This is a genomic window from Aminobacter sp. LjRoot7, from assembly GCF_964252895.1.
Classification (GTDB): domain Bacteria; phylum Pseudomonadota; class Alphaproteobacteria; order Rhizobiales; family Rhizobiaceae; genus Aminobacter; species Aminobacter aminovorans_B.
In genome coordinates this window covers 25,288-37,082 of record NZ_CAXUPX020000016.1, presented here as the reverse complement: position 1 = coordinate 37,082, position 11,795 = coordinate 25,288, and the positions used below count along the sequence as shown (strand labels likewise).

The 11,795-nt window shown below is 62.1% G+C and carries 10 protein-coding genes, 1 tRNA gene and 1 riboswitch; of the genes, 5 read left to right on the top strand and 6 right to left on the bottom strand.

The genetic code is table 11. From position 1 onward, the window contains the following. Window positions 1-7: 7 nt before the first annotated feature. Window positions 8-271: a DUF6460 domain-containing protein gene (locus ACSQ3E_RS28620; protein ID WP_214388160.1), complete on the bottom strand. Its 264-nt coding sequence runs from the start codon at window positions 269-271 to the stop codon at window positions 8-10. A 238-nt stretch (window positions 272-509) separates the two neighbouring features. Between ACSQ3E_RS28620 and ACSQ3E_RS28615 the strand changes: the two genes are divergently transcribed. Then, complete coding sequence (locus tag ACSQ3E_RS28615; RefSeq protein WP_436125264.1) at window positions 510-2,498, top strand: diguanylate cyclase domain-containing protein; 1,989 nt, start codon at window positions 510-512, stop codon at window positions 2,496-2,498. A gap of 18 nt (window positions 2,499-2,516) precedes the next feature. Here the strand turns inward: ACSQ3E_RS28615 and ACSQ3E_RS28610 are convergent, their stop codons facing one another. Beyond that, window positions 2,517-3,518, bottom strand: coding sequence for a UDP-glucuronic acid decarboxylase family protein (locus tag ACSQ3E_RS28610; RefSeq protein WP_436125263.1), 1,002 nt, complete (start codon window positions 3,516-3,518; stop codon window positions 2,517-2,519). Window positions 3,519-3,622: 104 nt separating this feature from the next. Here ACSQ3E_RS28610 and ACSQ3E_RS28605 point away from each other — a divergent pair, with 104 nt between their 5' ends. Next, window positions 3,623-5,446: a glycosyltransferase gene (locus tag ACSQ3E_RS28605; protein WP_436125262.1), complete on the top strand. Its 1,824-nt coding sequence runs from the start codon at window positions 3,623-3,625 to the stop codon at window positions 5,444-5,446. Window positions 5,447-5,480: 34 nt separating this feature from the next. Here ACSQ3E_RS28605 and ACSQ3E_RS28600 read toward each other — a convergent pair whose 3' ends face one another. Beyond that, window positions 5,481-6,305 (bottom strand): FkbM family methyltransferase, encoded by an 825-nt coding sequence (locus ACSQ3E_RS28600; RefSeq protein WP_436125261.1) that lies wholly within the window; start codon window positions 6,303-6,305, stop codon window positions 5,481-5,483. 232 nt (window positions 6,306-6,537) lie between these two features. Here ACSQ3E_RS28600 and ACSQ3E_RS28595 point away from each other — a divergent pair. After that, window positions 6,538-6,611, top strand: a tRNA-Gly gene (locus ACSQ3E_RS28595). A 140-nt stretch (window positions 6,612-6,751) separates the two neighbouring features. Here ACSQ3E_RS28595 and ACSQ3E_RS28590 read toward each other — a convergent pair. Together ACSQ3E_RS28590 and ACSQ3E_RS28585 are read right to left on the bottom strand one after the other, a co-directional pair. Continuing rightward, complete coding sequence (locus ACSQ3E_RS28590; RefSeq protein ID WP_436125260.1) at window positions 6,752-7,528, bottom strand: ABC transporter substrate-binding protein; 777 nt, start codon at window positions 7,526-7,528, stop codon at window positions 6,752-6,754. Window positions 7,529-7,636: 108 nt separating this feature from the next. Next, window positions 7,637-8,725 carry a 2'-deoxycytidine 5'-triphosphate deaminase gene (locus ACSQ3E_RS28585; protein WP_436125259.1) on the bottom strand — a complete coding sequence of 363 codons (1,089 nt, stop codon included), beginning with the start codon at window positions 8,723-8,725 and terminating at the stop codon, window positions 7,637-7,639. A gap of 141 nt (window positions 8,726-8,866) precedes the next feature. Further along, a riboswitch (SAM riboswitch) is annotated at window positions 8,867-8,944 on the top strand. Window positions 8,945-8,987: 43 nt separating this feature from the next. On the opposite strand from ACSQ3E_RS28585, the gene ACSQ3E_RS28580 reads away from it, so the two are divergent. Next, complete coding sequence (locus ACSQ3E_RS28580) at window positions 8,988-10,181, top strand: O-succinylhomoserine sulfhydrylase (protein ID WP_436125258.1); 1,194 nt, start codon at window positions 8,988-8,990, stop codon at window positions 10,179-10,181. 57 nt (window positions 10,182-10,238) lie between these two features. Here the strand turns inward: ACSQ3E_RS28580 and ACSQ3E_RS28575 are convergent, their stop codons facing one another. Beyond that, on the bottom strand, window positions 10,239-11,171 hold the full coding sequence (locus tag ACSQ3E_RS28575) for a DUF6454 family protein (protein ID WP_436125257.1): 933 nt from the start codon (window positions 11,169-11,171) through the stop codon (window positions 10,239-10,241). Between the two features lie 190 nt (window positions 11,172-11,361). Between ACSQ3E_RS28575 and apaG the strand changes: the two genes are divergently transcribed. Beyond that, a complete protein-coding gene (gene apaG, locus ACSQ3E_RS28570; RefSeq protein ID WP_184771871.1) occupies window positions 11,362-11,754 on the top strand; it encodes a Co2+/Mg2+ efflux protein ApaG in 393 nt (130 codons plus the stop codon). The last annotated feature ends 41 nt before the right edge of the window (window positions 11,755-11,795 follow it).

The following is an 11,795-nucleotide window of genomic DNA, read 5'->3' as shown; positions in this document are numbered from 1 at the left end:
GCGGCAGCTATTTGCGGTAGCTGAACAGCCTGAGGATGATGAAGGCCGGCACGACGATCGCGGCACCCAGCAGGAAGTAGCCAAGGAAGCGGTCGATGGCGCGGAAGCCCATGCGCCAGATGTCGACGAAGAAATCGCGAATGCCGTAGAGCACGTCGAAGGGCGACCAGCCGAAGGCTGACATGACGATGCCGACGAGGAAGGAGATGACCAGGAGCTTGATGAATACCCTGAGCGGGGTGTCCCCGAGAAAACGCGCCAATCCGGACAAGTTCGATCTCCTGCGATTCTAGCCGCTCAGGCATATCGTGATTGCGCCACGCGCTTCAAGGTGCGGACATCGCCGCACCGTCCCGGCGCACAACCTGCGATTCACATGACGCGCAGATATTTCACGCATGACGATACATCCGCGTTGACCTTTTGGAAAACATTCTCGGGCGATTAGCAACTTCTGATGGATTGTCGGCCGCTGCGCCAATGTACCTTGGTTGGGAGTATCGTTCGCGGTGGGGGTCGAGAAACAGTGGCAAAGGCAGCGCAGTCTCAACAGCTATCTCATCGCGCTGGCACTCGCCTGCCTGCTTCCCGTGGTTGCAGTATCGGGCATTGCCGTCTGGTCTGCCGGTACCGCCTATAGGGATGCTGCCGTCGCGCGTCTGAACGACACCGCCCGTACACTCGCCAACGCCATCGAGGGCGAAATCGCAGGCCGCTTCGCCAACATGTCGGTGCTGGCGCAACATCGCGAAACTCCTGATTCCGAACCGCTTCCCGAACCGGAACTGTGGATGCTGGGCGCCGACAACAATGTTGCGTTGATCACCAGCGATAGCGTGCCTGTCCTACGCGCCAGGTCGAATGCCGCGGCCGACGCCGCGCTCCTTGCCATGAGCAAGCAGACAAACGTCGTCTCCAACGTGCTCACCACGGGCAACCAGCCACGCCTGGTGCTGGCCGTGCCCGCCCCGGCGGGCGAGCGCGGGACTGCTGCCTTCGTCATGTCGACATCGCCGCAGCAACTGATCCAGACCCTTCAGCGCGGCAAACGCTCGCTCACCGACATCCTGGTGGCGGTGACCGACGGCAACGGCCGCATCCTGGCGCGCTCGCGCGACGCCGACCGGTTCGTTGGCCAGGTTGCCCCGGACTGGCCCAAGCTGGAGGCGCTAGGCACCGATGCGGGACTGTTCGCGGCCAAGACCATCGAGGGGCTGCCGATCGTACTGTCTTTCCAGAGGCTTGCGGGAACGCCCGGCTGGGTGATCATCGTCGCCGAGTCGACCAGCGTCTTCGACGCGCGCTGGCGCGAGCCGATGATGAACCTGTTGCTGGGCGCGGGAGCAAGCGTGTTGCTGGCCGTCGGTGCCGCGATATGGCTCGGCGGGCGTATCCTGCAGCCGGTTCAGGCCCTTGCGCGCTACAGCAACGCCATAGCCGACGGCAAAGAGACGGATGCGGCGTCCGTGACGCCGTCGTCCATCCGCGAGTTCGAGACGCTGCGCCAGAGCTTCGCACGAGCCGAACGCTCGCTGCGCAACGAAGAACGGCGCTATCGCACCATCGCCGAGACAGGCGCCATCGTGCTGTGGCGCCGCGACGGCGATGGCGGCGCCGGACTCGCGACCGGCTGGGAGCAGCTCACCGGCAGGCCGGAAAGCGAAGTCGAGGGCCAGGAATGGACCAACGCGATCCATCCCGATGACCGCCCGGTCACCTCGGCTGCCTGGGCCGAGGCGCTTGCGCGAAACATGCCGCTCGACGTCGAGTTCCGTCTGAAGATCAGTGACGGACGCTGGCTCTGGGTTCGCTCCCAGGGCGCCCCGGTGTTCGACGGTGACGGGCGCATCATCGAATGGGTCGGGCTGCTTGAGGACATCGACGAGCGCAAGCGCGCGCAGGCCGACATCGCCTATCTGGCGCACCACGACACGCTGACTGGGCTCGGCAACCGCACCCTGTTTCGCCAGCAGCTCGAACTGGCGGTCGCCAATGTCCGGGATGGCCGCGACGGCGCCCTGCTCTGCCTCGATCTCGACCTGTTCAAGCAGGTCAACGACACGCTCGGCCATCCTGTCGGCGATGCCCTGCTGTGCGTGGTCGCCGACAGGCTGCGCGGCTGCGTCGGCGAGGCGGATTGCCTCGTGCGCCTCGGCGGCGACGAGTTCGCCGTCATCCAGAACGACAGCCAGCAGCCGGACGCTTCGGTATCGCTCGGCTGCCGCATCGTCGAAACGCTCTGCGCACCCTACGAGATCGGCGGCCAACAGATTTCTATCGGCGCCAGCGTCGGCGTCACCCTGATCGGTAATGACAGCAGTGACATCGGCACATACTTCAAGCGCGCCGACGCGGCCCTCTACCGCGCCAAGCAGGACGGCCGCGGCCGCGTCTGCTTCTTCGACCAGGTCGAGCTCCTCGCTGATATGGTCGAGCTGGCCAAGGGTGATGCGGCGCAAGCGAAGGACGCGACCGAGCGTAACAACGGACGCGCCTAGTCCCGGTGCCGGTCGAGCTCAGGAAGCGGCCGCCGTGATGCTGGCGGCATCAACACAGCCGTCCCTGAGCTGCGGTTGAGCGGCCATCAGCTCCTGGAAATAGGCGACCGTCCGCCGCAAGCCTTCCTCCAGCGGCGTCTTCGGCCGCCAACCGAGAGTGCCGGCCAATGTGATGTCGGGCCGCCGCTGTTTCGGGTCGTCCTCGGGCAGTGGGAAGAATTCGAGCCGCGACCTACTGTTCGTCTCCGCCAAAACCGCGCGGGCGAGCTCGATCATCGAGAACTCCTCGGGGTTGCCGAGGTTGACCGGCCCGGTGAATTCCCTCGGCGAGGCCATCAGCCTGATCAGGCCGTCGACGAGGTCGTCGACATAACAGAACGACCGCGTCTGGGTGCCGCCGCCAAAGATCGAGATGCTGTCGCCGCGCAATGCCTGCATGATGAAGTTGGAGACGACGCGCCCGTCATTGGGCTGCATCCTCGGCCCATAGGTATTGAAGATGCGAGCAACCTTGATCTCGAGATCATGCTGGCGCCGGTAGTCGAAAAACAGCGTCTCGGCGCAGCGCTTGCCCTCGTCGTAGCACGAGCGTGGACCGATCGGATTGACGTTGCCCCAGTAGGTCTCGTCCTGCGGGTGGACAGACGGGTCGCCGTAGACTTCCGAGGTCGACGCCTGGAGTATCCTGGCGCCGAGACGCTTGGCGAGGCCGAGCATGTTGATGGCCCCGAGCACGCTGGTCTTGGTGGTCTGCACCGGATCGCGCTGATAATGGATCGGCGACGCCGGACAGGCCAGGTTGTAGATCTCGTCGACCTCGACAAAGAGCGGCTGGCAGACGTCGTGCTCGACCAGCTCGAAGCGGGGATGTCCGGCAAGATGCGCGACATTGGCGCGCGCGCCGGTGTAGAAGTTGTCGACGCACACGACGTGCGCCCCTGCTTCCAGAAGCCGCTCGCAGAGATGCGAGCCAAGAAACCCTGCTCCACCTGTTACCAGTACACGCTTTTCTGGATGCACGTCGGCCTCTGCTTTCGCTATAGACGTTGCCTGGCAGGCAGGCTCATGCAATGTCCCCGATGTTTCTACAAGCTCAGCATTTCCAGGCCAATAGGCGCGTTTGAATGAACTATTTCGACGGCAAGGCTTTCAGCAAGGACTGGACATCCCACCATATTCCGGTCTGGGAACAGCTGCTGCACGAGCGCACTCACGAGCCGCTGCGGGTTCTGGAAATCGGCTCCTTCGAAGGACGCTCGGCGCTGTTTTTCCTGCAGTTCCTGCCAAGCTGCCAGCTGACCTGCATAGACACCTTCGAGGGCAGCGTCGAACACAGGACACCCGGCTCGCGCCATCACACCGACATGAGCGAGGTCGAGGCGCGCTTCGATGCCAACACGCGGCCCTTTGCCGACCGACTCGAAAAGCTGAAGGCCTTCTCGATCGAGGCGCTGTCGGATCTGCAGCGCGCGGCCCGCCGCTTCGACATCGTCTATGTCGACGGCGACCACCACGCCGCCTCCGCCTTCACCGACGCCCAGCAAAGCTGGGACCTGCTCGCCCCAGGCGGCATCATGATCCTCGACGACTATCTATGGCAGCCGGCCAAGCCAGCCGCCGAACGCCCACAGCCCGGCATCGATGCTTTTCTCCAGGCCAGATCAGGAGAGTACGAGGTCCTGCACAACGACTATCAGGTCATCATCCGCAAGACGTGGAGCCATCCCCACCGCACAGCGTCCGATTTCACCATCGGCGGGCGGAGCATCGAGGAGGTCTCCGGCGGGTCGATCAAGCCACCGCTGGTCAGCTTCGTCGTTATCGCCTGGAACTATGGCCGCTACGTCGGCGCCACGATCGACTCCATCAAGGCCCAGGACTACCCGAATTTCGAATGCCTGGTCATCGACAACGGCTCGACCGACGACAGCGCCGAGGTGATCGCCAGGCACGTCGGCGACGACAGCCGGTTCCGCATCGCAACGCTGCCGGAAAATCTCGGCCAGCTTGGCGCTGCATTCTGGTCTCTGAACAAGATCAAGGGGGGCTTCGTCACCTTTGTCGATTCCGACGATGTGCTGCTGTCGACCTACGCGTCGATGCACGTCCAGGCTCACTTGGCACTGCGGCAAAGCGTTGCCTTCACATCCTCCAGCGTCGCGGAAACGGACGCCGTTGGCAACATCCTGGCCGCCGCCGGTGGCGGCGCCATCGACAGCCAGAGCCAGACGCGAAACTTGCATGCCGAGGCGTCCGTCTTGCGGCTGCCGACAGTCTCACAGCAGGATTTCCAGCAGTTGTCCTCGCGGACCCTCCTCGTTCCGAAGTCGGCAAGCGGCTGGCAATGGAGCCCCGGCACGGCAAACATGTACCGTGCATCTCACCTGCGGCTGGTCCAGCGCGGCGGCGAAGCCAGGTATATGCGGTCGGCGGACGGCTATTTCAACTTCATGTGCCACGGATTTGGTGGCAGCGCGCTCATCGACATGGTCCTGTCAGGTTACAGGCTGCATGGCGAAAACGCCTTCTCCAACCATGAAAGCTCGCCGTGGCTTCGGTCAGGTTCACCGGAATACTACCGGCTCTCCCAGAAGGCGACGCTGACCGACATCGACTTTCTGCTGGCCAATGCAGGCAGATATGTCTGGATGCTCGACGGCGGCTTCTGGTCGGTGCTGGACCTCATAACCCGCGAAACGCCCAAGCGGCTGCGCAGGTTCTACAGCGACCCAAAGGTGTTCGACATATTCCTGGCAAACGCGCCGAAACTCGCGGCCGAGTTTCGCTCGCGCGTCTTTTGCCGTGAAATCCTGGCCCGCTTCTCCGGCAGCCAGGCACGGAAAATCCTGCGGGCCGGGCACGGCGGAAGGCTTAAGCAACGGGCCTATGGCGAGATAGCGCTGTCCGAGATGCGGAAGGCACTGTCGTTACTCCGGAAACGAAAATAAGCTCGCGTCGGAGAGGTCCGTGGCAATCCGACAGCTAACTGCCGCGTCCATTTTCGTACCAGCATCCGGGCAGAGGAAAGTCGGGCATGTCGGGTACGTTCGTCCGGTCGAGTTGGTTAGGAAATGTTGTGGTCGGTCGTCTCTCGCCAATCCGATCCTTTCGCAGAAAGGTAAACTCCATTGTCGGGGGGACATCAATCCGGCCACACCTTAATACTTTCGATCCGTTGTTCGGGTGGATATGAACAACATCGAAATTCCTCAATATTTTTTGGAAAACGCCATTGATTACCTTGAAGCCCATCTTGTTAAATAACGCATCCAGCCGATGAAATTCGACAACAATTATTCTGAATCTAGCAAGCAGTGATTCGTCAGATACAATAAAGCTCTCATATTCCGCACCTTCGATATCCATCTGCAAGATCAGATCGTTCTCGGCGGGATCAACGCTGGAATCGACCCAGTCCTTCAACGTCATGAACATATCGTCGCATTTCGGGCCAATGAATTTTTTAGTGAATACAATTGCTTCGTTCTCGATCGGCGCATCGACGACCGAATAGTCAGCCAAGAAGCATTTGACACCCCTAGCGATCAAGTTCTCCTCGAAGGAGGCAGTCGTTGATACGCCAGGTGAAAAGCAATACTTCACGCCATCGAGATCATCGGGGATCAGATAGCCTCCGTCGCCGTTACCGCCAATGCGAATGAGCGGACGATCCGTCGAGACTGGACGGACTAGCTTAAGAAATTCGTCAACTTCGGAAAGCTGACCACTCCGTACTTTCTCCAGTCGGTACCGCAATGACCGTAGCACCAACGCTTTCAGAGACCACCCCACGTCAAATCCGCCCATAATTATTATCGCTCCAACGGAAATGTGTTTCCAGGAGAGCTTTCATTGTCGTCTTCTCGTTCAAATATCTAATACAAATTTAGAACGAGCAAAAAATATCGCGTAATTCCCGCCTCTGGGGAACCCGGCCCGCAATCGGCTCGCACCATTGCAGGGCAACAGCCGATAGCAGAACAAGACACCTCGTTTCCCGATTGCCTGCCTGCAAGGCGGATGCTAACCAAGTGCCCGCGCGGGTATGATGTAATGGTAGCCTGTCAGCTTCCCAAGCTGAACGCGCGGGTTCGATTCCCGCTACCCGCTCCAGCTTTTTCCCGAAGCATTCAGCATGTCGTTCGACCCACGCTTTCGCCGGGGGTGCCGACACGCCGTTCTCCAACTGAAATTCCCCTCCAGACAGCAAAAAGGCCGGACGCAAGCGCCCGGCCTTCTGTCAGGCTTAGCCCTCAATCCGCGCCGTAAATATCGAAGTCGAAATACTTGGCGTTGATCTTGGCGTAGGTGCCGTCCTTGTAGATGGCGTCGATGGCGGCGTTGAGCTTGTCGCGCAGGGCAGTGTCATCCAGGCGCACGGCGATGCCGGTTTCGGATTCGGTGCCGTTGAGATCGCCGATCATCTTGCAGCAATCCTGGCCGGTGGTCTTCATCCAGTCGACGAGCACGAACTTGTCGGCGACGACCGCGTCGAGACGGCCATTGGTCAGGTCGGCCACCGCTTCGTCCTGCGTCGGATAGAGCTTCACGTCAGCGCCCGCCTTGGCATAGTGATCCTCGGCATAGATGCTCTGCGTCGTCGATGCTTGTGCGCCAACCGACTTGCCCTTGAGCGCGTTGGGCTCCGGCGAAGCGAGGTCGGAAGTCTTGAGCGCGATCAGCGCCAGCGGCGTGGTGTAGTACTTGTTGGTGAAGGCGACCTGCTTCTTGCGTTCCTCGGTGATGGTCATCGAAGCGACGATGGCGTCGAATTTCTTGCCCTGAAGTGCCGGAATGATGCCGTCCCAATCCTGGGCGACGATCTCGCATTCGACCTTCATCTGCGCGCACAGCGCATTGGCGATGTCGACGTCGAAGCCGACCAGCTTGCCGTCGGCGCTCAGATTGTTGAAGGGCGGATAGGCGCCCTCGGTGGCGATCTTGAGCTTTTCCTGCGCCGAGGCGCCACCCGCCGCGGACAACAGCGCTGCCAGCGAAGCAGCGCAAGCGAACTTCCACGAAATCTGCATAATCCTCTCCATTTGCCAGGCGCCCTTATGTTGGGCGTCCCTGCCTCAGCCAAGCACAGCGGCTTGAAATGGACAAGCAGACTAAGGTTTGCGCACCCTGACGTAAGGTCAGTCCATGCGGAAATGCTTGGAGAGCTTCAGCCCCTGGGCCTGGTAGTTGGAGCCGAGGTCGGTGCCATAAAGCGCCTTCGGCCGCGCCAGCATATGCTCGTAGACGAGGCGGCCGACGACCTGGCCGTGCTCCAGGATGAAGGGCACTTCGTGGCTGCGCACTTCGAGCACCGCCCGGCTGCCGGTTCCGCCGGCGCTGGAATGGCCGAAACCCGGATCGAAGAAGCCGGCATAATGGACGCGGAACTCGCCGACCAGCGGATCGAACGGCGTCATTTCGGCGGCGTAGAGCGGTGGTACATGCACCGCTTCGCGCGATACCAGGATGTAGAACTCGTCCGGGTCGAGCACCAGTTCCTCGGCGCCGTGATTGTAGATCGGCTCCCAGAAATCGACGACCTTCTGGGCGGCGCGCTTGTCGACGTCGACGAGGCCAGTATGGTGCTTGCCGCGGTAGCCGACGATGCTGCCCACTTCACCAGCCAGATCGATGGACAGCGCGATGCCGCCGCCCGAGATGTTCGGCGGATCGATGGCGACCAGCCGGTCAGACAGGTGCAATGCGTTGAGTTCGGTCTCCGACAGCAGCGCATTTCCTTTGCGGAAGCGGATCTGCGACAGGCGCGAGCCCTTGCGGGCGACGATCGGGAAGGTGCGCGGACTGACCTCGAGATAGAGCGGGCCGGTGTAGCCGGCGGGGATCTTGTCGAACTCCTGGCCGCGGTCGGTCATGACGCGGGTGAAGATGTCGAGGCGGCCGGTCGAACTCTTCGGGTTGGCCGATGCCGATATCTCGGCCGGCAACTCCAGGCTCTCCAGCAGCGGCACGATGTAGACGCAGCCCGTTTCCAGCACCGCACCGTTGGTCAGGTCGATCTCGTGCAGTTTGAGCCGGTCGAGTTTTTCCGACACCAGCGAATTGGGGCCCGGCAGGAAGCTGGCGCGGGTCCGAAACGCGGTTGCTCCAAGCCTGAGGTCGAGGCTCGCCGGCTGGATCTGGTCGGCATCCAGCGGCGGCGCCTTGAGCGCGCCCGACGCAAACAGCGCCGCGATGTCCTGGTCCGGAAGAATGCCCGACTGACGCAATTGCCTCACTCCTCTACAGCGCCACCAGCCCGAATGCAGAGCCGTGGCCGCTGGATCCCGGCCGTTTCCGGGGTCATGTGCGTGGCCCAAAACGTTTAGTCGTCCACGCAATTGACGCAAGCAGGCTGCGGGTCTAAAGGACATTTATCCCGTGGTGATTTGGCCGGTCGGCTTGCAGCCACGTTAAACAAGTCGCTAAAGGGCCGCGTTGTGGACCGGTTGCGACTTTTCGCGGCCGGTTTTTTTGTATTTGGATTTGGCTATGAGCTCCGAAAAACAGCGTAACTGGAAACCCCAGACCACCCTCGTCCATGGCGGCAGCCTTCGCTCCGGCTTCGGCGAGACCTCGGAATCGATCTTCCTGACCCAGGGCTATGTCTATGAAAGCGCCGAAAGCGCCGAAGCCCGCTTCAAGGGCGAGACCCCCGGCTTCATCTATTCGCGCTATGCCAATCCGACCGTCGACATGTTCGAGAAGCGCATGTGCGCGCTCGAAGGTGCCGAGGACGCGCGCGCCACGGCTTCCGGCATGGCCGCCGTCACCGCCGCCATCCTGTGCGGCCTCAAGGCCGGCGACCACATCGTTGCAGCCCGCGCCCTGTTCGGCTCGTGCCGCTGGGTCGTCGAGACGCTGGCGCCGAAATACGGCATCGAGGCGACGCTGGTCGACGGCACGCTGATCGAGAATTGGGAAAAGGCGGTCCAGCCCAACACCAAGCTGTTCTTCCTGGAAAGCCCGACCAATCCGACGCTCGAAGTCGTCGACATCGCGGCGGTCGCGGCGCTTGCCAATTCGATCGGCGCGCGCCTCGTCGTCGACAACGTCTTCGCCACCCCGATGCAGCAGAAGCCGCTCGAGCTCGGCGCCCATGTGGTCGTCTATTCGGCCACCAAGCACATTGACGGCCAGGGCCGCTGCCTCGGCGGCGTGATCCTGTCGGACAAGAAGTGGATCGACGAGAACCTGCACGACTACTTCCGCCACACCGGTCCGAGCCTGTCACCGTTCAACGCATGGACGCTGCTCAAGGGCCTGGAGACCCTGCCGCTGCGCGTGCGCCAGCAGACCGAGACCGCCGGCAAGATCGCCGACTTCCTCGCCGACCAGCCGGAAGTGTCACGCCTGATCTATCCGGGCCGGGCCGACCACCCGCAGGCCAACATCGTCAAGAAGCAGATGTCGGGCGGCTCGACGCTGATCTGCTTCGACGTCAAGGGCGGCAAGAAGGCAGCCTTCGCCTTCGAGAACGCGCTCAGGATCGTGCTGATTTCGAACAATCTCGGCGACGCCAAGAGCCTGATCACCCATCCGGCGACGACCACGCACAAGAACCTCACCGACGAGGCCCGAGCCGAGCTCGGCATCGATGACGGCACGCTGCGCCTGTCGGTCGGCCTCGAAGACGCCGACGACCTGCTCAACGACATCGGCGATGCGCTGAAGGCGGCTCGCTAACCACCAAGGTAACGGCGCTCCGCAACCAGGAGCGCCGTCCGTCTCCCTCGAACTGTCTTACGGCAGCTTGGTTTCGTAGACGTAGAGCTTTGTCTCGTTGTCTTCCGGCGCTGCGGTCAGGCGCAGGCCCGTCTCGGTCTTTTCGATGAGCACGGGATTGCCAGCGATCGACTTGCCCTTTTCCGTCCAGATCTGGACCGGCACCTGGAACAGCGGGCGTCCGGTTTTGAGGTCGACCGTTTCGATGCCGCCGAGGCGGAAGACCTGCCCGTCGGGACCCGGACGATATTCGGTAAGGCCGGTGCAGACGGCCTGGCCGGGCTTCGCCAACGCGCAATCCTGATAATCGATGTAGTGCGCAGGATTGAGCGTGCGCGTCTTTTCCGGCGCGAGCGCCGCATCCGGCACCGTCAGATCCTCGGTGACCTTCCATGCGTAGAAGCGGCGCGAGCCCCAGCTGACGGCATGCAGTGTGCCGTTTTCGGGATCGGAGACGATACCGCCGACATGATCGGGGAAACGGAACACCTCGGTCGCCTCCAGGGTTTCCGGATCGACACGGTAGATGATCGACTTGCTGTTCGGCCGGTATTCGGCAACCGGCACCCACAGCCAGCGGCCGTCATAGTCGATGCCGCCGGGATGATAGATCGCGCCTTCGCCGAGCTTCACCTGGCCGACGAGCTTGCCGTTCGCATCGAGCTTGAACAGGTGGCCGGCGCCCTTGCCCTCGTCGCGGTCGAGCCCGTTCTGCGGTGCCTCGAACTTCTTGGTCCGCTCGATGATCTCGACCGACGACATGAACAGCGCATCGCCGACGCGCGCGAAGCCCTGGGGGTGGAAGGTGTCGAACTCAAGCCTCGGGGATTTGACCAGCTGCCACTCGGCCCCCCTGGTCAGCTTCTCAATACCACTTGCCAGATCGTCCGCATGGGCGGCTGTGCCGGCAAGGCAGGCCGAGGCGAAAAGAACGGCTAAGAGACGTTTCATGGCGGAATTTCCTTGTCGTTGGACGACGTGGAAACTGGCCTTGCGGCGTGACAGCGGGGTGACGCCGATGCGTCGGCGAGGTGAAATTCACTGCACAGTCATCACAATCGGCGTGATTTTGTCTAAGAGCAGTTGACCCGCCGCCTCGTGCGGCGGACTCTGTCAATGTGCAGGCCAAGGAGCGCAGCATATGTATCGCGCAATCACCCGCAACATCGCGGTCGAGGTCGAGCCCTTCTATCTGGTGGACCAGTCCGAGCCATCGGAAAACCGCTACGTCTGGGGTTACCGCGTCACCATCGAGAACAACTCGGACGAATTCGTCCAGCTGTTGTCGCGCTACTGGCACATTACCGACGCGAGCGGCAAGGTCGAGGAAGTCAGGGGCCCGGGCGTGGTCGGCGACCAGCCCGAACTGAACCCCGGCGACACCTATCAATATGCGTCCGGCTGCCCGCTCTCGACGCCGTCAGGCATCATGGTCGGGCGCTATACCATGCGTAATGAGGCGGGCGAGATGTTCGACATCGCCATTCCCGCCTTTTCGCTCGACCTGCCCGACGCCCGCCACAGGCTGAACTAGCGCGAACAGGCGGCCGGCTTCCGCGTTCATGCCCAGAACAC

Bases quoted from the DNA above. Each gene is read 5' to 3' on its own strand.
- ACSQ3E_RS28580 (WP_436125258.1), top strand. From the start codon at position 8,988: ATGAGCTCCGAAAAACAGCGTAACTGGAAACCCCAGACCACCCTCGTC.
- apaG (WP_184771871.1), top strand. From the start codon at position 11,362: ATGTATCGCGCAATCACCCGCAACATCGCGGTCGAGGTCGAGCCCTTC.
- ACSQ3E_RS28590 (WP_436125260.1), bottom strand. From the start codon at position 7,528: ATGCAGATTTCGTGGAAGTTCGCTTGCGCTGCTTCGCTGGCAGCGCTG.
- ACSQ3E_RS28600 (WP_436125261.1), bottom strand. From the start codon at position 6,305: ATGGGCGGATTTGACGTGGGGTGGTCTCTGAAAGCGTTGGTGCTACGG.
- ACSQ3E_RS28605 (WP_436125262.1), top strand. From the start codon at position 3,623: ATGAACTATTTCGACGGCAAGGCTTTCAGCAAGGACTGGACATCCCAC.
- ACSQ3E_RS28575 (WP_436125257.1), bottom strand. From the start codon at position 11,171: ATGAAACGTCTCTTAGCCGTTCTTTTCGCCTCGGCCTGCCTTGCCGGC.